This is a genomic window from Pseudonocardia parietis (assembly GCF_017876315.1).
GTDB classification, from domain to species: domain Bacteria; phylum Actinomycetota; class Actinomycetes; order Mycobacteriales; family Pseudonocardiaceae; genus Pseudonocardia; species Pseudonocardia parietis.
Window position 1 is genome coordinate 5354607 of sequence record NZ_JAGINU010000001.1, and the last position, 20681, is coordinate 5375287.

General features: G+C 75.3%; 19 protein-coding genes and 1 riboswitch. Of the genes, 8 read left to right on the plus strand and 11 right to left on the minus strand.

Annotation, left to right across the window (positions count from 1 at the left end; translation table 11 throughout):
- Positions 1-29: 29 nt before the first annotated feature.
- Together JOF36_RS25085 and JOF36_RS25090 are read right to left on the minus strand one after the other, a co-directional pair.
- Positions 30-878 carry an IclR family transcriptional regulator domain-containing protein gene (locus JOF36_RS25085; protein WP_210031331.1) on the minus strand — a complete coding sequence of 283 codons (849 nt, stop codon included), beginning with the start codon at positions 876-878 and terminating at the stop codon, positions 30-32.
- An 8-nt stretch (positions 879-886) separates the two neighbouring features.
- On the minus strand, positions 887-2038 hold the full coding sequence (locus JOF36_RS25090) for a lyase family protein (RefSeq protein ID WP_210031334.1): 1152 nt from the start codon (positions 2036-2038) through the stop codon (positions 887-889).
- Positions 2039-2079: 41 nt separating this feature from the next.
- Here JOF36_RS25090 and JOF36_RS25095 point away from each other — a divergent pair, with 41 nt between their 5' ends.
- The 5 genes from JOF36_RS25095 (at position 2080) to JOF36_RS25115 (ending at position 6258) form a co-directional block, all read left to right on the plus strand.
- On the plus strand, positions 2080-2736 hold the full coding sequence (locus JOF36_RS25095) for an HAD hydrolase-like protein (RefSeq protein ID WP_245350971.1): 657 nt from the start codon (positions 2080-2082) through the stop codon (positions 2734-2736).
- Positions 2737-2780: 44 nt separating this feature from the next.
- A complete protein-coding gene (locus JOF36_RS25100; RefSeq protein WP_210031338.1) occupies positions 2781-3680 on the plus strand; it encodes an MOSC domain-containing protein in 900 nt (299 codons plus the stop codon).
- Positions 3681-3893: 213 nt separating this feature from the next.
- Positions 3894-4088 carry a hypothetical protein gene (locus tag JOF36_RS25105; protein WP_210031340.1) on the plus strand — a complete coding sequence of 65 codons (195 nt, stop codon included), beginning with the start codon at positions 3894-3896 and terminating at the stop codon, positions 4086-4088.
- A 794-nt stretch (positions 4089-4882) separates the two neighbouring features.
- Positions 4883-5626, plus strand: coding sequence for a CoA transferase subunit A (locus tag JOF36_RS25110; RefSeq protein ID WP_210031342.1), 744 nt, complete (start codon positions 4883-4885; stop codon positions 5624-5626).
- Positions 5627-5631: 5 nt separating this feature from the next.
- Positions 5632-6258, plus strand: coding sequence for a 3-oxoacid CoA-transferase subunit B (locus JOF36_RS25115; RefSeq protein WP_281071743.1), 627 nt, complete (start codon positions 5632-5634; stop codon positions 6256-6258).
- 45 nt (positions 6259-6303) lie between these two features.
- Here JOF36_RS25115 and JOF36_RS25120 read toward each other — a convergent pair whose 3' ends face one another.
- Entirely contained in the window at positions 6304-7509 is a 1206-nt protein-coding gene (locus JOF36_RS25120; RefSeq protein ID WP_210031343.1) for a cytochrome P450 family protein, read from the minus strand.
- 39 nt (positions 7510-7548) lie between these two features.
- Positions 7549-8685: an NAD(P)/FAD-dependent oxidoreductase gene (locus JOF36_RS25125; protein ID WP_210031345.1), complete on the minus strand. Its 1137-nt coding sequence runs from the start codon at positions 8683-8685 to the stop codon at positions 7549-7551.
- Between the two features lie 263 nt (positions 8686-8948).
- Between JOF36_RS25125 and JOF36_RS25130 the strand changes: the two genes are divergently transcribed.
- The 3 genes from JOF36_RS25130 (at position 8949) to JOF36_RS25140 (ending at position 11918) form a co-directional block, all read left to right on the plus strand.
- Positions 8949-9386 carry a hypothetical protein gene (locus JOF36_RS25130; protein ID WP_210031347.1) on the plus strand — a complete coding sequence of 146 codons (438 nt, stop codon included), beginning with the start codon at positions 8949-8951 and terminating at the stop codon, positions 9384-9386.
- A gap of 223 nt (positions 9387-9609) precedes the next feature.
- Positions 9610-10317 carry a 4'-phosphopantetheinyl transferase family protein gene (locus JOF36_RS25135; RefSeq protein ID WP_307862586.1) on the plus strand — a complete coding sequence of 236 codons (708 nt, stop codon included), beginning with the start codon at positions 9610-9612 and terminating at the stop codon, positions 10315-10317.
- Positions 10314-11918, plus strand: coding sequence for a DNA polymerase IV (locus JOF36_RS25140; RefSeq protein ID WP_372447411.1), 1605 nt, complete (start codon positions 10314-10316; stop codon positions 11916-11918). The genes JOF36_RS25135 and JOF36_RS25140 overlap by 4 nt, the downstream gene beginning before the upstream one ends.
- A 16-nt stretch (positions 11919-11934) precedes the next feature.
- Here JOF36_RS25140 and JOF36_RS25145 read toward each other — a convergent pair whose 3' ends face one another.
- The 7 genes from JOF36_RS25145 to JOF36_RS25175 form a co-directional block, all read right to left on the minus strand.
- The gene (locus JOF36_RS25145; protein WP_210031350.1) at positions 11935-12324 is read right to left on the minus strand and encodes a hypothetical protein; all 390 of its coding nucleotides are present in this window, start codon (positions 12322-12324) and stop codon (positions 11935-11937) included.
- Between the two features lie 37 nt (positions 12325-12361).
- A riboswitch (cobalamin riboswitch) is annotated at positions 12362-12530 on the minus strand.
- A gap of 46 nt (positions 12531-12576) precedes the next feature.
- Complete coding sequence (gene cobA, locus JOF36_RS25150) at positions 12577-13797, minus strand: uroporphyrinogen-III C-methyltransferase (protein WP_210031352.1); 1221 nt, start codon at positions 13795-13797, stop codon at positions 12577-12579.
- A gap of 439 nt (positions 13798-14236) precedes the next feature.
- Entirely contained in the window at positions 14237-14656 is a 420-nt protein-coding gene (locus tag JOF36_RS25155; protein WP_210031354.1) for a cobalamin biosynthesis protein, read from the minus strand.
- 76 nt (positions 14657-14732) lie between these two features.
- A complete protein-coding gene (locus JOF36_RS25160) occupies positions 14733-16250 on the minus strand; it encodes a cobyrinic acid a,c-diamide synthase CobB (protein WP_210031356.1) in 1518 nt (505 codons plus the stop codon).
- A 16-nt stretch (positions 16251-16266) separates the two neighbouring features.
- Positions 16267-16881: a cob(I)yrinic acid a,c-diamide adenosyltransferase gene (cobO, locus tag JOF36_RS25165; protein ID WP_210031358.1), complete on the minus strand. Its 615-nt coding sequence runs from the start codon at positions 16879-16881 to the stop codon at positions 16267-16269.
- 56 nt (positions 16882-16937) lie between these two features.
- Positions 16938-19151 (minus strand): VWA domain-containing protein, encoded by a 2214-nt coding sequence (locus JOF36_RS25170; protein WP_210031366.1) that lies wholly within the window; start codon positions 19149-19151, stop codon positions 16938-16940.
- The gene (locus tag JOF36_RS25175) at positions 19148-20674 is read right to left on the minus strand and encodes a cobyric acid synthase (RefSeq protein ID WP_210036234.1); all 1527 of its coding nucleotides are present in this window, start codon (positions 20672-20674) and stop codon (positions 19148-19150) included. The genes JOF36_RS25170 and JOF36_RS25175 overlap by 4 nt, the downstream gene beginning before the upstream one ends.
- Positions 20675-20681: the final 7 nt, after the last annotated feature.

Sequence of the window (20681 nt, forward strand, 5' to 3'; positions counted from 1 at the left end):
TCATGGTGTCCATGCCGGACGATGGTCCCCTATCCGGACGCCCGCAAGTCGGCTTCGATCGCCGCCGCGCACGCCCGGAGCTCGGGGAGCACCTCGGTGCGCAGCACATCGGCGTCCCGGCGGGACGCGTGGGTGGACACGTTCGCCGCCGCCGTCACCCATCCGGCGCGGTCGTGCACCGGGACCGCGATCGACCGCAGGCCTGCCTCCAGCTCCTGGTCGACGACGCAGTGCCCGTCGGCCCGGACCCGCTCCAGCTCCGCGCGCAGCTCGCCCGCCCCGGCGATCGTGTGCTCGGTGAGGGTCTCCGTGCGCAGCCCGGCCAGGTAGGTGTCCAGGGTGGACGCCGGCAGCGCGGCCAGCAGAACCCGGCCCATCGACGTCGCGTAGGCCGGGAAGCGGGTACCGATGGTGATCGTCACCGTCATGATCCGGGAGGTGGGGACCCGGGCGACGTAGACGACGTCGTAGCCGGTCACCGGGTCGCCGTCGAGCACCGAGATCGACGCCGACTCCCGCACCGTCGCGACCAGGCGTTCCAGGTGTGGGGCCGCGATCTCGGGCAGTCCCATCGCGGACAGGTACGACCAGCCGAGCTCGAGCACCCGCGGGGTCAGCGCGAACAGCCTGCCGTCGGTGCGGACGTAGCCCTCGTCGGCGAGGGTGAGCAGGAACCGCCGCGCGGCCGCCCGGGTGAGGCCGGTGGCCCGCGCGACGTCGGCGAGGGTCTGCTGTGGACGGTCGCCGTCGAACGAGCGGATGACGGCCAGCCCCCGCGACAGCGAGCGGACCTGCTCCCGGCGCTCCCCGGTCTCCTCCGGGACGGCGCCGGCTCCCCGATCGTCCGGTACGGCACCGGCACCCGGGCCCGGCGGCACGGCCCGGCTCACTGCGGCCGCCCGGCGAGCACCCGGTCCACCAGCTCGGTGGCGTGCCCGGTCCCGGCACCCTGCGCCCCGGCGGCGAGCGCGAGGTTGCGGGCCATCGCGTCCTCGTGGATCTGCAGGCCCTCCAGGCAGACCCGCAGCCGGGCCGCCGCGCCCGCGGTGACGCGCAGCAGGCCGGTGAGCGTCTCCCACTCGGCGTGCCATGCCCCGGCCGCGCGCTGGAACTCCTGCTCGGCACCCGCCAGCAGGGTCGCCACCAGCCCGGGTGCCCGCTTCGCCGCGCCGCGAGCGGTCACCGCCGCCGCCGGGTTCCGCTTGTGCGGCATCGACGACGAGTCGCCCGGCGTCGCCTCGGACACCTCGCCGACCTCGGTCGCCGACAGCAGCACGACGTCGGTCGCCGGCTTGGCGCAGACCCCCGCCGCGACGCCGAGCGCACCGGCCAGCTCACCGATCCGGCTGCGCTCGGTGTGCCACGGGACGCCCTGCGGCGCCAGCCCGAGCCGTACGGCGAGCGCGTCGGCGACGGCCGGACCGTGCGGATGCGAGGCGGCGAGCGTGCCCGCGGCGCCGCCGTACTGGACGGGGAGCTCGTCGAGCACCTGCCCGAGGCGCACGCGGGCCCGGTCCAGGCCCGCGCACCAGTTCGCGGCGACCAGGCCGAACGTGGTCGGCAGCGCCTGCTGGCCCAGCGTCCGGGCTGCACAGGGGGTGTCGCGGTGCGCGCGGGCCAGCTCGGCCGCGGCAGCGGCGCAGGCGGTCAGGTCGTCGACGATCCGGTGCCCGGCCCGGCGGGTGAGCAGCATGAGCGCGGTGTCCAGGACGTCCTGGCTGGTCGCGCCCGGGTGCACGGCCCGCTCGGAACCCGGCTGGATCCGGGCCGCGGCCGCCTTGAGCCGCTTGACCAGCGGGATCACCGGGTTGCCACCCTCGACCGATTCGGTCGCCAGCTCGGCCGGGTCCACCCCCGCGACGGCGGCGACGGCCCGCTCGACACCGTCCGCGTCGGTCTCGGAGACCGTCCCCTGTTCCGCCGCGACGGCCGAGAGTGCCAGCTCGACCTCCAGCAGCGCCGCGATCCAGGCTCCGTCGTCGAGCAGCCCGTCCACCCGGCAGGCACCCGACAGCGGCCCGAAGAGCGTGTTCGCCATGCGGACGAGTGTACGCAGATCGCACTCGGGCTCCGGGGATAATGGGTGCCGTGCTGACCCACATCCTGCTCGACCTCGACGGCACCCTCGTCGACTCGGCCCCCGGCATCCTCGGCTCGTTGCGGCGCGCGATCGACGAGGCCGGCCTCGACGTCCCCGACTCCGCGCTGGGCACCCACCTGCTCGGCCCGCCGCTCTACCGCTCGCTGCCCCCGATCCTCGGTGTCGAGGGCGCCGCGACCGTGCTGCCGATCTACCGCCGGATCTACGGCGACGAGGACGGCTGCCTCGACTGCGTGCCCTACCCCGGCATCGAGACGCTGCTGCGCGCGCTGCACGAGGCGGGCGTCACGATGGCACTCGCGACCAGCAAGGCCGAACCGCCCGCGCACAAGATCCTCGCCCACCACGGCTGGACCGACCTGTTCACCGAGATCGTCGGCGACACCCGTGCCGCCGAGCGACCGACCAAGGGCGCGGTGGTCGGCGAGGCGCTGCGCCGGCTCGGCCACCCGTCCGGCACCTCCGCCCCGCTGATGGTCGGCGACCGGCTGCACGACGTCGAGGGCTCGGCCGAGCACGGCCTGCGCTGCGTCGGTGCGGGCTGGGGGTATGCCGAACCCGGCGAGCTGGAGGCCGCGGGTGCCGCGACCGTGTACGCATCCGCGGACGATCTGCGGGTGGCACTCCTCGGTTGAGGCGATCCTCGCGCTGAGCGGGCGCAGCCGGTAGACACCGGGGCATGACGGTCGTGTCACTGCACCGGTACCCGGTCAAGTCCATGCTCGGCGAGTCCGTGGAGCGTTCGGTGGTGACCGGGCGAGGCCTGCTCGGCGATCGGGCACTGGCCGTGTACGACGTCGAGTCCGGCACCGTCGCGAGTGCGAAGGTGCCCCGCCTGTGGGCCGGACTGCTGGACTTCTCCGCCCGGTTCGCCGCCGATCCGGAGCCGGGGCGGTCGCTGCCCGAGGTCGAGGTCCGCTTCCCGGACGGCTCCATGCTGCGCTCCGACGACTCCGGAATGGACACCGCGCTCTCCGCGGCACTGGGCCGGGAGGTGCGGCTGATCGCCGAGCCGCCGGAGGGCAGCCAGTTCGAGGAGGTGTGGCCGGAGATCGACGGCCTGCCGATCGACCAGCTGGCCCCCGGACAGCTGATCGAGGGGACGACGGCGCGGCGCGAGGACTCGGGTGAACCGGTGAGCCGGTTCGACGTCTCCGCGTTCGGCGCGCCGGGGACCTTCTTCGACCTGTCCACCCTGCACGTCCTCACCGAGTCCACCCTGGACCGGCTGCGCGAGCTGTCGCCGGGGACCACGTTCGACGTCCGCCGCTACCGGCCGAACATCATGCTGAACGGCGCCGACGCCGGCTTCGTCGAGAACGACTGGCCGGGCTCGGACGGGACCATCGGCGGCGTCGGCGTGCGGTACTCGTTCGCCACCATGCGCTGCGTGATGACGACACTCGCCCAGAGCGACCTGCCCCGCGACGCCGACATCCTGCGCACCGTCGCGAAGCACAACCGAATCGAGATCCCGCAGGTCGGTGGGGTGTGGGCGTGCGCAGGGGTGTACGCCGACGTCACCGGCGACGGAGAGATCGCCGTCGGGGACGACTACACGGCACCCACCACGGCCTGATCGCCCACCCACACTGGTCGCCCGGGTCGCGCACCCCGGACCGGACGCGCGAGGGCACCCTCGAGGCACCTGCGCCACTCGAGGCACCCGCGCCACTCGAGGCACCTGCCGCCACGAGCGTGCCCTCCCGGGCGCCGACCCGGGCCGTCGAACGCCGGTCCGATCATCGAGCAGGACGTCATCCGGGTCGGCCACGGCGACACCACCGCCGACATGGTGCGGCTCCAGTACGCCGGCGTGCCCGCCCGCATCGTTCTGCCGCGCCGGCTGATGCTGGTCGCGACGCCGGTAGCGGCGACCGTGGAGATCGTCGTGCGGCGGGCCGGGACATCGAGCGCCTGGCCCTGGCGCTCGCTGACCCGCCTGGCCCTGGCGCTCGCTGACCCGCCTGGTCCTAGCGCTCGCTGACCCGCCTGACCCAGCCGCTGCTCGACCACCTGCGCGCCTCGGCCGCGCGGATGCGGCCCGCGGCTGAGCCGGCACGCCGAGAACCGGGTACTGATCAAGGGCGACCGGACCGTCGTCCTCCGACAGCCCGGTCCGCCGCCGCGCCCCACCGCTACTCCCCGCGTCTCTCCCGCCGAGATGCAGCTCAGCGGGGCGTGGAGATCGACAATTCCCGCTGAGCCGCATCTCGGCGCGAATCGTCCGGGGTCGGGGTCGCGCTCGCCGATGCCCCGCACGTAGGCGGTCCGCACTCGCCGAGATGCAGTTCAGTGCACGAGAGAGGTCAACAAGTCGCCCTCGGCTGCATCTCGGCGAGTGGAGTCGCCATGATCACCGGTTGTGGAGTGTGACGTACGCGTGCCGTACGCAGCACTCCACAACCGGCGATCACCGAGCAGCCGGCGCGCGCCGACCGCGGCGGAGAGCCACTCGCGCGGCGCGCATGAGCGGGCGGCCGGCTTCGCGCACATCGCGGCGGCCCGGGCCCTCCACGCCGGCCGCAGCAGCCCGCGGCGAGCCCTGCTCCGCGCCGCAGCCCGAGGCTCCGCGCCGCGGCGCAAGGCTCCGCGCCGCAGCCGGTGCCGAGCCTGCTCCGCGCCGAGCCCGCTCCGCGCACAGCCCGCGCCGCGCACAACCCGCGCCCCGCACAGCCTGCGCCGCGCACAACCCGCGCGAGCCACCGGTGTTCGCAGAGCGAACGCTTGTACGTTTCTCGAACACTGCGGTACAGTGCGGGTCGACGGAGGTGCGTGTTGATGGACAAGGTGGTGGCATCCGCCGCGGAGGCGGTCGCCGATATCGGTGACGGTGCGTCGCTGGCGGTCGGTGGGTTCGGGATGTCCGGGGTGCCGACGGTGTTGATCGCGGCGGTGCTCGAGCAGGGCGCGACCGGCCTGGAGACGATCTCGAACAACCTGGGTGTGGACGGGTTCGGGCTGGGCACGTTGTTGGCGGCGGGGCGGATCCGGCGCACGATCGGCTCCTATGTCGGCAACAACAAGGAGTTCGCCCGCCAGTACCTGGCCGGGGAGATCGAGTTGGAGCTGACCCCGCAGGGCACCCTGGCCGAGCGGTTGCGGGCCGGGGGTGCGGGGATCGCGGCGTTCTACACCCCGGCCGGGGTCGGGACGCTGGTCGCCGAGGGCGGGCTGCCGTGGCGCCATCACCCGGACGGGTCGGTGGCGGTGGCGTCCCCGGCCAAGGAGGTCCGCGAGTTCGCCGGCGCCTCGTATGTGCTCGAGCAGGCACTGGTGCCCGACTTCGGGCTGGTGCACGCCTGGAAGGGCGACCGGCACGGCAACCTCGTCTACCGGCGCTCGGCCCGCAACTTCAACCCCGATGCCGCCGCGGCCGGGACGGTCACGATCGCGCAGGTCGAGCACCTGGTCGAGCCCGGTGAGATCGACCCGGACCACGTACACACCCCCGGTATCCACGTCGAACGCGTGGTGCACGTGCCCGAGGTGGACAAGCCGGTCGAGTTCAGGACGGTGCGCTGACAATCATGGCTCTCACACGTGAACAGATGGCCGCCCGGGTCGCCGACGAGCTGCCCGACGGTTCCTATGTCAACCTCGGGATCGGGATGCCGACCCTGGTACCCGGCTACATCCCGGCCGGGCGCACGGTGGTGCTGCACTCGGAGAACGGCATCCTCGGAGTCGGCCCCTACCCGGGCGACGACGAGGTCGACCCCGACCTGATCAACGCCGGGAAGGAGACCGTCACGGTCAACGACGGCGCCGCCTACTTCGGGTCCTCGGACTCGTTCGGCCAGATCCGGGCGGGCAAGCTCGACGTCGCGGTACTGGGCGGGATGGAGGTCGCCGCGAACGGCGACCTGGCGAACTGGGCCGTCCCCGGCAAAATGATCAAGGGGATGGGTGGGGCGATGGACCTGGTACACGGTGCCAAGCGGGTCATCGTGATGATGGATCATGTGGCCAGGGACGGCTCGGCGAAGATCGTCGAACGCTGCTCCCTGCCGATCACCGGTCTGGGTTGCGTGACCCGGATCGTGACGGACCTGGCCGTGATCGACGTGACCGGGGACGGCCTCGTACTGGTCGAGACCGCCCCCGGCGTCACCCCGGACGAGGTCCGCGAGAAGACCGGCACCGCACTACGTTGATGCACTCCTGAGTGGGTGGCCACGACCGGGGCCGTGACCACCTACTCACGTGTGGCTACGCCGCACGGGCATGCTCGTCAGGCCGCGGATCAGCGTCGACTCCCGGTAGGTCAGCTCCGCGGGGTCGACAGCGAGCTCCAGGTCCGGGCGCTGCTCGATGAGCTTGCCGATCGCGACCCGGCCCTCGGTGCGGGCGAGCTGCGCGCCCAGGCAGAAGTGGATGCCGTGGCCGAAGAACACCCCGCTCGAGGCGTCGCGGGTGATGTCCAGCTCGTCCGGCCGCTCGGCCCACTCCGGGTCCCGGTTCGCGGCGGCCAGGCCCAGCATCACGGTGGCCCCGGCAGGGATGGTCACCCCGGAGTAGGTCACCTCCTCGGTGGCGAACCGCAGCGGCGTGTTCGACACCGGCGACTCGTAGCGCAGGAACTCCTCGACCGCCGAGTTGAGCAGCGACGGGTCGTCCTGCAGCAGCGTCCGCTGCTCGGGGTGGGTCAGCAGGGCGAGCACGCCGTTGCCGATGAGGTTGACCGTCGTCTCGTGCCCGGCGATGAGCAGCAGCATCGCCATCGCGACCAGCTCCTCGCCGGACAGCCGGTCGCCGTCCTCGTCGCTGACCGCGAGCAGCGACGACAGGAGCGCGTCGTCGGGCTCGGTGCGCTTGCGCTCGAGGAGCTCGCTCAGGTAGCCGTGCAGGCTCCCCATCGCGGCGAACTTCTCCTCCCCCGGCGAGTCGTCGACCATCACCGACGACCACGCGGAGAACTGGTCCCGATCCTCCGCCGGCACCCCGAGAAGCTCGCAGATCACCAGCACCGGGACCAGGAACGCGTACTCGCGCATGAGGTCCACCGGCCGGTCGTCGGGCAGCTGGTCGAGCAGCTCCTGGGTGATCTCCTCGACCCGCGGCTGCAGCTCGTTCATCCGGCGGACCGTGAACGACCGGCTCACCAGCTTCCGCAGCCGGGTGTGGTCCGGCGGGTCCATCAGGAGCATCATCGGCGTCGGCGCGGCCGCGTGCTCGCCGCGCTTCTCCTCGGGCAGCGTGTAACGCCAGTCCTTGCTCAGCCGCGGATCGACGAACGCCTCGCGGACGTCGGAGTAGCGGGTGAGCAGCCACGCCGGGCCGTCGGGCAGTGCGAGCTCGCGCACCGGATCCTCGGCGCGCAGCGCGGCGTATGCGGGATGGGGGTCCGTCCAGAACGCGCCCGAGAACAGTTCGTGCTGCTCGGTGCCGGTGGTGGTCAGCGCCATACCCTCATGGTGCCAGCCCGACGTAAGCGCGCGCTTACATCAGTCCAGCCGTGTGGCCGAGCACACTCCCGGAGCCAGTGCGACGTCGTCGGGGGCCGGCCGTCCGAGGATCACCGACGCGGCCAGCGCAGCCAGCGCCGGCGCGGACTCGATACCCGATCCGCCCTGTCCGGCGACGAAGTGGAACCCGGGATGGCCCGCCCGCTCCCCCAGGACCGGAGCGCGGTCCGCGGCGAACGTCCGCAGGCCCGCCCACGCGGTACGCACCGAGCGCAGCCCGAGCGTCGTCGCCTCGCCGACCCGGTCCAGGGCGAGCGCGACGTCGAGCTCATCGGGGCGGGCGTCGCCGGGAGCCTGCGGGGTCTCGTCGGCCGGGGACACCAGGACCGTGTCCGCCTCCGGTTTGAGGTACCAGCGCTCGGCCGCGTCGGCGATCAGCGGCAGCGGGGCGCCGGCGGGAGTCAGGACGGACGGGTCCGGCACCGGGCAGGCGGCGATCGTCCGCCGGTACGGGGTCAGCCCCGCTCCGGGGACGCCCGCGAGGGCCGCGACCTCGTCGGCCCACGCCCCGGCCGCGTCGACGACGGCGCCCGCGCGGACGACGTGCCCGGCCGCCGTCCGGACGACCCAGCCGGCACCGTCACGGACCAGCTCCGCCACCCGCGCCCCGCGGAGCACGGTTCCGCCGCGGGCCCGCAGGCCGCGGCGGTAGCCGTCGTGCAGGGCGGTGGCGTCGACGTCGGCGGCACCGGCGGTCCAGGCGGCGGCGTGCGGCGTGCGGCGCAGGACGGGTGCGCGGCGCTGTGCCTCGGCCGGATCCAGCGCGACGGGTGCGCCCGGCTCACCGCGCTGCTCGGCCAGCATGGCCGCGAGCCCGGCTGCACCCTCGTCGTCGACACCGATGTGCAGGACCGGGCGCGGGGAGAGCAGCGGCGGAGTGCCGAGCTCGCGCTCCAGGCGGGCGAACCGCGGACCGGAGGCGTCGATCAGTGCCCGGAACGGGCCCGCCCCGTGCCCGGGGATGTAGGTCGCCGCGGACCGCGCGGTGGAGTGCACCGGCATGTCGGCCTCCGCCTCGAGCAGCACGACGCCGGTATGCGCGGCCAGCTCGTACGCCACCGAGACGCCGGCGATCCCGCCGCCGACGACCACCAGGTCCGTCACGTGCTCGTCCATCGCCTCCGACCGTAGTCGCGGAAAACCGGTGGCGGCCGGTGCCGGGCGTTCCCTATCGTCGTCGCCATGCTGATCCGGTTCCTCTGAGCGACCCGCGGAGCGTTCTCCGCGTCCCTCGCCGCCGGCCCGTGACGTCGTCCACCGGGCCCGGAACCGATCCTGCGCACTCGTCGCGCGCCTGCTTCCGGAGCACGTCACCGGCCCCTCGCGTCTTCATCCACCCGCACCCGTCACGGGTGCGTCCGCCCACGCAGGAGGCCCGTATGCGAACCACCCGATCCCGCTCCACCGACCCGGCGAACACCACTTCACCCGTGCCCGGCCCGCTCGGTTCCCCGCTCGTCGGGGAGGGTCCGGCACCGCTCGACCTCCGGAGCAACGGAGAAGGCCCGGCACCGCTCGGCGCGCTGAGCACCGGAGAGAGTCCGGCACCGCTCCGGGGCGCCGGGGAGGGTCCGGCACCACTCGACGGCGTCGGCGACGGCTCGGCGGCGCACGGCTCGGCGGCGCACGGCTCGCCTGCCACCGAGGACGGTGCGGCGCCTGTTCGCCCGGCGAACCGTGCCGAGCGTCGGGCCGCCCGGCGCGGTCGCGCCTCGGAGTCGGCCGGCGGCCCGGCCGTCCCGCGCAACGCCGGTCCGGCGCCGCACGCGAAACCCGTGCACGTCCGCACGGACTTCGCGGCGCGTCGCAGCGGCTGAGCCACCGGGGGCCGTGTCCGTGTCCGACGAACGGGCACGGTCCCCGGCCGCCATGGGCTGCCCGATCGAGGAGCGGACGTCGCACACCGCCGGGGGATCGCGCACCGGGTGCAGCCGGTGCGCGGTCCTCTGTCGAGGTGCGAGGTTCCCGGGGCTGCGCGCGGGGCGTGATCACACCCGGGACCGCTCCCGGGCCGGGTGGGCTCGTGCGACGCTGGACGGCGTGACCGTCACCGTCTGGTGGGCCGCGCCGACCGATCCGGTGTCGCGGCCCGATCTCGTCGCGTTGCTGGACGAGCACGAACGTCAGCGGATGGCCGCGCTCCGCCGCGACGACGACCGCGCCCGCTACCTGGCCGCGCACGCGCTGACCCGCCTGGTGCTGGCGTCGCGCCTGGGCGGCGACCCGGCCGCGCTCGACATGGACCGCACCTGCGGCTGCGGCAAGCCGCACGGCAAGCCGCGGCTCGCCGGCCACCGCGACGCCCCCGGCTTCTCGCTGACCCATTCCGGCGCGCTCGTCGGCGTGGCGCTCGGGGCCGGCCCGGTCGGCGTCGACGTCGAGCGGCACCGTCCGCTGTCGGACCTGGACGGCCTCGCCCGGCACACCCTCTCCCCCGCCGAGCGTCGATCCGGGGACCTCGGCGCCGACGGCTTCCTGGTCACCTGGACCCGCAAGGAAGCCCTGCTCAAGGCCACCGGCACGGGCCTGGCCAGCCCGATGGACGCGATCACGCTGTCGGATCCGGGCGCCCCGGCCCGCGTCCTGGACTGGCCGGACGCCGGCGGCCCCTGGTGGGTCGCCGATGTCGTGACCCCGCACGACGACCACCCCGGCGCGGTCGCCGGTGCCGGGCACAGCGCCCCGGCGATCACGGTCGCGGACGGCGACGCCGTTCTGTCGGTGGTCCGGGGCACCATGAGCCGGTGACGACGGCGGAGAGGAGTGGCGCCCGCTGGGTGCTGCACCTGGACATGGACGCGTTCTTCGCGTCCGCCGAGCAGCTCACCCGGCCCACCCTGGCCGATCGCCCGGTGCTGGTCGGCGGGGCCGGCCCGCGCGGTGTCGTCGCGGGCGCGAGCTACCAGGCGCGGGTGTTCGGAGCGCGCTCGGCGATGCCGATGGGCCAGGCCCGGCGGCGGTGCCCGCACGCGACCGTGCTGCCGCCCCGGTTCGCGCTGTACAAGGCGCTCTCGGACGAGGTGATGGGCGTCCTCGCGGAGTTCTCGCCGGTGCTGGAACCGGTGTCGGTGGACGAGGCCTTCGTCGAGCCACCGTCGCTGGCCGGGGCGTCGCCGTCGGAGGTCGAGGAGTTCGGCACGGCGCTGCGCGTGGCGGTGCGGGAGCGGACCGGGCTGCCGGCGTCGGTCGGGGCCGGCTCGGGCAAACAGGTCGCGAAGATCGCATCCGAGCTGGCGAAGCCGGACGGGCTGCGGGTCGTCGCGCACGCCGAGCAGGACGCGGTGCTCGCCCCGCTGCCGGTGCGGTCACTGTGGGGCATCGGGCCGGTGTCCGGCGAGGCGCTGCGCAAGATCGGCATCGAGACGATCGGGCAGCTCGCCGCGATGGACGGTCGCGAGGTCGCAGGCGTCCTCGGCGCCGCGATGGGGTCCGAGCTGCACCGGCTGGCCCGCGGGATCGACGACCGCCCGGTCGCCCCGCGCGGGGCGGCGAAGCAGATCAGCGCGGAGACGACGTTCGACACCGACCTGACCACGATGTCCGCCGTGCACTCCGCCGTCGAGTCGATCTGCGTCGCGGTGCACCGGCGGCTGGTCGCCGACGGCCGCGCGGCCCGCACCGTGACCGTCAAGGCCCGGACCGGGGACTTCGTGACCCACACCCGGTCGGAGACGACGCCGTTCGCCGGCCGGGACCTGTCGACGCTGACAGCGGTGGCGCGGCGGCTGGCGGACACCGCGGTCGGCCAGGGCGGGGTGCGGCTGCTCGGCGTGTCGGTGTCCGGCTTCGGCGACGAACCGCCGCCGGCATTGTTCGACGCGGTGCCGTCCGACCAGGGCTGGACGGCCGCACCGGCCGCGCTGTCCGACCCCGCACCAGCCGACACAGCACCGTCGGCTGTTCAGTCCGGCCCGGCACCGTCGGCTGTCCCGTCCGGCCCGGCACCGTCGGCTGCCCGGTCCGGGCCGGCACCGTCGGCCGTGCTGTCCGACACCGCCCCGCCGGTCACCGGCCCCGGTGCGCCGGAGGCCCCGCCGGACGGTCGCACGGTGATCATCGACACCCCGCTCGCGCCCGGCCCCGACCCGCACGCGATCGGCCCGAACACCGGCCGCCCGGACACCCTCCGCCCGGACCGCGAGCCGGACCCGGACCGTCCGTGGCGGGCCGGCGACGACGTGCACCACCCCGAGCACGGCCACGGCTGGGTGCAGGGCGCCGGGCACGGCCGCGTCACCGTGCGGTTCGAGACGGCGTTCACCGGGCCGGGCCGGACCCGCACCCTGGACGCGGCCGACCCGGAGCTGACCCGCGCCGACCCGCTGCACAGCTGGCGCCCGGCGTCCTGACCCGGCGGGCGGGGGTTCAGCCGATCATCGGGCCCCGGTGCGGCGGCGCCACGCGTGTCCCGGCCGGCATCCGGACGTCGAGGTCCGGCGCCGTACACGCGAGGCCGTCGAGCACCGCACCCAGTCCGACGTCGCCGGACGGCTCCCCCGCGACCAGGAGCACCCCGGTGCCGGGCGGGGCCGCATCGGCCCACGCGGTGATCCGGGCGACGGCGTCGCCCGGGGTGACCCGTTCCACCCGCCACGCCTCGGCGTAGAACAGCGCCACCGACTCGGGGCCGCGCGGGAACGTGAACACGGTGTCGGCCTCGGCCAGCAGGTCCTCGACCCCGTGCCCGGCCGGCGCGGACGCACCGGCCGGCTCGGTGCCGAGCACGACCAGGCCGGGGTGCACGTCGTCACTCATCGCCAGTCCTCCCCGAGGGTCCTCGCCCTCAGACACAGAGATACGTGCGACGACGGCCAGTGTCCTGGCTTCCGGATCGTCGTGTGCCCCTGCCTTCCCGCCCTGCGTCGGGCCGTGGCAATGGGGTGGGACACACTCCCCGGTGACAGTGGCGGGACCGCGCCGGAATCGCACCGGCTTCCTGCACCGTCGTCGGCGGTCAGCCCACCACGCGGCGGTCCGGGGGTCAACCGCTGGGGTCGGAGCCCACACCTAGCCCCCGACGGGTGCCTCCAGCCCGGCGACCGGACCGATCACGACGATCGCCGGCGGGTTGATCTCCTCCTGCGCGGCGACGTCCTCGGCGGTCTCCAGGGTGGTGCGCACGGTGCGCTGGATGCGGGTGGTGCCGTCCTGCACGATCAGCACCGGTGTCTGCGGGGGGCGTCCGTGGGTGATCAGGGCGTCGGCGAACCGGCCGAGCCGCTCGACGGCCATCATCAGCACGATCGTGCCGGTCATCCGCCCGAGCGCGGCCCAGTCGGTGAGGCTGCGCGGATCGCCCGGCGCGACGTGCCCGGACACGACGACGATCTCGTGGGCCACCCCGCGGTGGCTGACCGGCGTCCCGGCGACGGCGGGCGCGGCGAACGCGCTGGTGATGCCGGGGACGACGGTGACCGGGACCCCGGCGGCCGCGCAGGCCTGGACCTCCTCGAACCCGCGGCCGTAGACGAACGGGTCACCGCCCTTGAGCCGGACGACGAACCGGCCCGCCCGGGCGTGCCCGATCATCAGCTCGTTGATCTTCTCCTGGGCCATCGCGCGGCCGTAGGGGATCTTGGAGGCGTCGATCACCTCGACGTCCGGCGAGAGCTCGTCCATGAGGTCGCGCGGGCCGAGCCGGTCGGCGACGACGACCTGGGCGCGCGACAGCAGCCGGCGCCCGCGGACGGTGATCAGCTCGGGGTCCCCGGGCCCGCCGCCCACCAGGGCGACCCCGGGCGCCGGGGCCTCGGCGTTCTCGTCGACGACGCCGGCCTGCAGCGCCTCGACCAGCGCGGTCCGCACGGCCGCCGAGCGGCGGTGCGCGCCCCGGGCGAGGACGCCGACGGTGAGTCCGTCGTGCGCGCCGGTCGCCGGGGTGACGGCGGTGCCGCGCGCCCCGTCGTCGGCGCGGACGCAGAAGACGCGGGTCCGCTCGGCCTCGGCGGTGACGGCCTCGTTCACGACGGCGTCGTCGGTGGCGGCGATGGCGTACCAGGCGCCGGTGAGGTCGCCGTCGGTGTAGCGGCGTGCGGTCCAGGTGATCTCGGCGGCCGACACCATGCCCTCGACGGCCGGGGTGACCTCCGGCGAGACGACCTCGACCACGGCGCCTGCGGCGATCAGCCGGGCGATCCGGCGCTGGGCGACCTGCCCCCCGCCGACGACGACGACCCGTCGGCCGGACAGGTCCAGTCCGACCAGATACTGCTCGTGCTGCGCGCTCAACGGCGTTCCTCTCCCGGGGGTGTCCGCGCCCGGACGTGGGCCTATCCCACCGGCGACGAGGTCCGGCTCCCGGCCCCGGGCAGGCCCGGTGCGCGGTCACGGTGGCGGGACCGCCCCGGGCTCGCACCGGGTTCCCGTTCGACGGCGACGATCGAGGGTAGCGACCGGCGCGGCGTCACCGAGGCCGCGGAGGCCAACCCCACATCCGGAACCGGACCCCCGGCACGGAACCGGACGGAACGGGACGGGACAGGACAGGACAGCGAGCCGGGGTCCAGGCCGCGAACCGAACGGACCGGCTCAGCGAGCCGCGGCCGGCGGGACGTGAACCGGCGGGACGGGAACCGGCGAGTTGTGAACCGGCGGGGGCGCGAACGGCGGGGCATGGCCGGTGGGGCATGGCCGGTGGGGCATGGCCGGTGGGGCATGAACCAGCAGGTCAGCGAGTGCGGCGGCGGGCTACCGCGACCGTGACGCCGTCGCCGGTGGTCTTCGGCACCACGAGCTCGGCTCCCGGCCCGGCGGCGAGCAGGGCCGCGGCCTCGGCGACCCCCGGTGCCCCGGTGGCGGCCGCGACGCGTTCGCTCGGGTTCGGGACCGCGATCGCGGCGAGCTCGTCGGGGGTGAAGCCCAGCGGCACCCGCGGTGCGACGGCCGCGAGCAGACCGGGCTCGGTCAGCCGCCGGTCCAGCGTCGCGACGACCGCGGAGCCCAGGTCCGGCCCGGGACCCGCGGCGACCCGGTCCAGCAGCTCCCGCACCGCCCGCTCAGGTGTGCCCGGCCGCAGCCCGATCCCGATCGCGACCCGCACCGGGACACTCGCATCCGCCGCGCCGCGGTCTCCCGACCCGGCGCTCACCCCCGCGACCGCCTGGTGATCACCCGTTGTGGAGTGCAGCGTTCGCTACGCGTGCGCTGTGCTCCCCAACGGGTGATCATGCGGCGGCGACGAAGCGGGCCACGGCCCCGGGAACCCCCGCCGGATGGGTGTGCAGGAACGACGCGTGCACCCGGGCCTCGACGAAGCCCTCGGGCTCCCCGTCCCGCCACGCCCAGGCCGGCGCGGCTCCGGCCCGCGGGGTGACGGTGCACCGGTGGAACTCGTGCGCCCCGGCCCGGCTCCCGGCGGGGAACAGCACGGAGCCGGACACGGCGACGGCGTCGCGGTAGCCCAGGGTGAGCGACGAGGACATCGCGGCCGTCGCGTCGAGGACCCCGCACATCGGCGCCCCGTCCAGCTCGCGGCACAGGTAGAGCAACCCACCGCACTCGGCGTGCACCGGCGCGCCGGACCGGGCCAACCGGGCCACGTCCGCCCGTAGCGACGCGTTCTCGCCGAGTGCGCCGACGTGCTCCTCCGGGAACCCGCCCGGCAGGACGAGCGCGGCTGTCCGGTCCGGCAGCGCCGGGTCGCGCAACGGGTCGACGGTGACCACCTCGGCCCCGGCCGCGGCGAGCAGCTCGGCGTGCTCGGCGTACCCGAACCCGAACGCCGGTCCACCGGCCAGTGCGACGACGGGCCGCTGCCCCGGCCGGGCTGCCCGGAGCTGCTCACCGCGCCCGGCCCCGGCCCCGGACACCTGCCCCGATGCCCCAGGCGCCGGCCCTGACACCGCGTGGGACCCCTTCGATGCGCCCGGCGCCCCGAGGGTGTCCCTCGCGGCGCCCAGGTCGCCCTCGGCCGCAGCCGGTGCGAGGCCGGCCCCGTCCCGGGCGGCGGCGATCTCGGCGCCCGGGTCCCAGGCGGGGCCGGGCGGCAGCGGGTCCGCCAGCGCGACGACGGCGTCGAGGTCGACGTGCGCCGCGACCAGCTCCGCCATCGCGTCCACGGCGGCGGTCGCCGCGGCACCGTGCTCGGCGGCGGTGACCAGACCGAGGTGCCGGGAGGGCACCGCCAGCTCGGCCCGGCGCGGCAGCGCGCCGAGCACCGGTAGCCCGGCCTCGTCGGCCGCGGCCCGCAGGACCTCCTCGTGGCGCGCCGAGCCGACCCGGTTGAGGATCACGCCGCCGATCCGGACCGACGGGTCGAAGGAGCGGAACCCGTGCAGCAGCGCGGCCAGCGACCGGGACTGCCCGCGGACGTCGACCACCAGCACGACCGGCGCGCCCAGCGCCGCCGCCACCGAGGCGGTCGAGCCGGCACCGTCGGGGATGCGGCCGTCGAACAGCCCCATCACGCCCTCGATCACCGCGATGTCCGAGCCCGCGGCCCCGTGCCGGGCCAGCGGCGCCAGCCGCTGCGGGCCCTGCAGCACGACGTCGAGGTTCCGGCCGGGCCGCCGGGCCGCGAGGGCGTGGTAACCGGGGTCGATGTAGTCCGGGCCGACCTTGAACGGCGCGACCCGGGTACCGCGCCGTTGCAGCGCCGCCATGAGACCGGTGGCCACGGTGGTCTTGCCGCTGCCCGACGACGGCGCGGCGATCACCACCGCGCGCGGCGTCACCCCGCTCACGCGACCGCCACCCGAGTCACCACTCGATCCCCCGCTGCCCCTTCTGGCCGTCGTCCATCGGATGCTTGATCTTCGTCGTCTCCATGACGAGGTCGGCGGCGTCGATCAGCGCCTGCGGGGCGTCCCGGCCGGTGATGATCACGTGCTGGTGCCCGGGCCGCTCCGTCAGCGCCTCCACCACCTCGTCGACGGAGATCCAGCCCCACTTGAGCGGGTAGGTGAACTCGTCGAGGACGTACACCCCGTGGCGCTCGTCGCGCAGCCGGCGGCGGATCTCGGCCCAGCCCTCGACGGCGTCGGCGGCGTGGTCGGTCTCGCTGCCCTTCCGGCGCGACCAGGACCAGCCCGAGCCCATCTTGTGCCACTCGACCGGGCCGCCCTGCCCGGTCTGCTCGTGCACCGTCCCGAGCGCGCGGAACGCCTCCTCCTCGCCGACCTTCCACTTCGCCGACTTCACGAACTGGAACACGCCGATCGACCAGCCCTGGTTCCAGCCGCGCAGCGCCATCCCGAACGCGGCGGTCGACTTCCCCTTCATCACGCCGGTGTGCACCACCAGCAACGGCCGGTTCCGGCGCTGGCGGGTGGTCAGCCCGTCGTCGGGCGTGACGCTCACCTGTCCCTGCGGCACGGTCTCGCTCCTTCCAGTACTGACATTCGGTGCTGACGTGCGGTGCTGCTGCGCGCTCAGGCGGCGCGCGCGGAGCGCACCACGCCGCCCACGCTGTCGGCGGTCAGCTCGTCAAGGGTCACGAGATCGCCTCCGCCGGCAGCGGCCAGCGGCGCGGCCAGGCCGAGCCGGACGTGCCCGCTCTCGCAGTCGACGACGACGGTGTGCACGCCGTCCGCGGCCAGCAGCCCGGCGGCACGGCGGGCGTCGGCCACCGGATCGCCACCCGCGCGGGCGGCGACGGTGGCCCGGCCGTCGGTGAGCAGGACCAGCAGCGGGCGCCGCCGCGGGTCGCGGCGCCGCTCGGCGGCGAGCACGGCGCGCGCCTTCAGCAGGCCCTCGGCGAGCGGGGTGCGGCCGCCGGTCCGCAGCTTCGCGAGGCGCTGCTGCGCCGCCGGGACCGACGACGTCGGCGGCAGCGCCAGCTCGGCCGCGCGGGCCCGGAACGTCACCAGCCCGACCTTGTCCCGGCGCTGGTAGGCGTCGCGGAGCAGGCCGAGGACGGCGCCGGAGACGGCCGTCATGCGCTTGCGGGCGGCCATCGACCCGGACGCGTCGACGACGAACAGCACCAGGTTCCCCTCGCGTCCCTCCCGCTCGGCGCGGCGCAGGTCGTCGCGCCGGACGAGCAGTCCCGGTCCGCTGCGGCCGCGTGCGGCCTGGTGCGGGGCGGCGGCGAGGACGGTCGCCGGCAGGTGCAGGTCCGCGGCCCGGGTGGCGCCGGAGTCCGTGGGGCGCACGACGCGGCCGGTGTCGGTCCGTGCCCGGGACCGGCGCCCGGGCGCACCCGCGCCGAGACCGGGGACGGTGAACTTGCGGACCGTGGCCCGGTGCAGTCGCGCCGCGTCCCCGAGGGCGACGGCGCGCCCCGCTCCCCCGTCCCCGCCGACCTCCGGGGCGTCCTGGGCCTCGGAACCATCCGTCCCGGCATCGTGGCCGTCGGCGCGGGGGTCCTCGCTGGCGTCCGAGCCCGCTCCCGCCGGATCCTGCGTCCCCGGGTCGCCGGACGCCTCGGAGGTGTCCTTCGCAGCATCGGAGCCTGGCGCCCCCGGGTCCTCGGAACCCGCCGAGCCGTCGGGCCCGGCGTCGGGGCCGGCCTCCGGGCCGGCCTCGGGGTCGGTGCCGCCGTCCGGGCCGCCGTCGGGGTCCTCGGGGCCGTCGTCACCGGGACCGCCGGGGTTCGGGTCGTCGTCCGGGTCCTCGGGGCCGAGATCCTCCTCGGCGTCGCGCAGCGCCTCCTCGAGGTCCTTCTCGTCCAGGCCCGGCTCGTCGAACGGGTCGCGGCGGCGCCGGTGCGGCAGCGCGAGCCGGGCGGCGACGCGGACGTCGTCCTCGGTGACGGCGGTCCGCCCCTCCCAGGCGGCGTGCGCGGCGGCGGCCCGGGTGATGACCAGGTCGGCGCGCATCCCGTCGACGTCGAACCGGGCGCACACGAACGCGATCCGCCGCAGCTCCCGGTCGGACACGCGCACCGAGGCGACCCGCTCGCGGGCGATCCGGAGCCGCTCGGCGGTGTCGCTCTCGGCGGCGGCGAACCGGGCAGCGAACCCGGCCGGGTCGTCCTCGAACGCCATCCGCCGCCGGGTCACCTCGACCCGCGTGTCGACGTCACGCGAGGCCCGTACCTCGACGGTCAGCCCGAACCGGTCGAGCAGCTGCGGACGCAGCTCGCCCTCCTCCGGGTTCATCGTCCCGACCAGCAGGAACCGGGCCGCGTGCGAGACGGAGACGCCGTCGCGCTCGACGTGCGCGCGCCCCATCGCGGCCGCATCGAGGAGCAGGTCGACCAGGTGGTCGTGCAGCAGGTTGACCTCGTCGACGTAGAGCACGCCGCGGTGCGCGTCGGCGAGCAGCCCCGGCTGGTAGGCGCGCCTGCCTTCGGACAGCGCTCGCTCCAGGTCCAGCGACCCGACGAGGCGGTCCTCGGTCGCGCCGACCGGCAGCTCGACGAGCGTCGCCGGACGCGCCCCGGCCGACGCGCCGGGCAGGTGCGGCCCGTCCGGGCAGTCCGGGTCCGGTGCCGCCGGGTCGCACCCGAACCGGCACCCCTCGACGACGTCGAGGTCCGGCAGCAGCGCGGCCAGCGCGCGCACGGCCGTCGACTTCGCGGTGCCCTTCTCCCCGCGCACGAGCACCCCGCCGACACCGGGGTGAACGGCGTTGAGCAGCAGGGCCAGTCGCAGGTCGTCGTGGCCGACGACGGCGGAGAAGGGGAACCGGGGGGAACTCACGGCCGTGAGGCTGCCAGACCGGAGGCCAGCACCGGGAGGTCCGCGGGAGCACCGTGTCCGATCACATGTTCAAGTGAGGACATGTCGAGGTGATGTTCGACCAGGTCTGCCAGCAGATCCTGCTGCCGGACCCGCTCCGCGGCGAACGACGTGTCCTCCGCCACCCGGAAACCGCGCCGGCCGGCCTCGGCGGCGAGCCGGGTGAGCAGCGCCCGGCGGAACCCGTCGTTCTCCGCCAGCCCGTGCCAGTGCGTGCCGAGGACGTGGCCGCGGTCGCTGCCCTCGTCCCCGAGGAGTCCGGGGTCACCGGAGCGCACCACCCGGCCGTGATGGATCTCGTAGCCGGTGACGGTCTCGCCCCACGCCGTCGTCGTCGGGGTGCCCAGGTGCTTGACCGGGTCGAACGCGATCTCGAGGTCCAGCAGCCCCAGCCCGTCGACGCGGGTGCCGGCGTCGGCCTCCACCCCGTCCGGGTCGGCGATCGAGCGGCCCAGCATCTGGTAACCGCCGCAGATCCCCAGCACCGGCCGCCCGGCCGCGGCGTGGGCCAGCACGGCGTCGGCCATCCCGGACGAGCGCAGCCACGCCAGGTCGGTGACGGTGGACTTCGAACCGGGCAGGACGACGACGTCGGTGTCGGCGATCCGCGACGGCTCGGTCACGTACCGCACGGCGACGCCCGGTTCGCAGGCCAGCGCCTCGGCGTCGGTGGCGTTGGAGATCCGCGGGAACCGGACGACCGACACCCGCAGCCACTGCTCGCCGCGCGGCGGGGCGGGCCGCCCGAGGACGCCGTCGGCGACCGCGGAGAGCGAGTCCTCGGCGTCCAGCCAGAGCCCGTCGACGAACGGGAGCACCCCCAGGGTCGGCCGCCCGGTCAGCGTGCGCAGCTGGTCGAGGCCGGGCTCGAGCAGCCGCGGGTCGCCCCGGAACTTGTTGATCACGAAGCCGGCGACCAGCGCCTGGTCGGCCGGCTCGAGCACGGCGAGGGTGCCGAACAGGTGCGCGAGGACACCGCCCCGGTCGATGTCGCCGACGACGAGCACCGGCAGCCCGACCCGGCGCGCGAGCCCCATGTTGGCCAGGTCGGTGGCCCGCAGGTTGATCTCGGCCGGGGAGCCCGCACCCTCGCAGACGACGACGTCGTAGCGGCTGCGCAGGGTCGCGAGCGACTCCGCGACGACGTCGGCCAGCGCCGCGGTGCGGTGCCGGTAGGACAGCGCCGACACCTGCCCGTCGGCCCGTCCCCGCACCACGACCTGGGAGGTCCGGTCGCCGCCGGGCTTCAGGAGCACCGGGTTGAGGTCGACGCCCGGTGTGATCCCGCACGCGTGGGCCTGCATGGCCTGGGCGCGACCGATCTCACCACCGTCCGGGGTGACGACGGAGTTGTTACTCATGTTCTGCGCCTTGAACGGCGCCACCGACACCCCGCGCCGGTGCAACCACCGGCAGATCCCGGCGACGACGGCGCTCTTGCCGGCGTCCGACGTCGTCCCGGCGATCAGGACCGCTCCACGCATGACCACG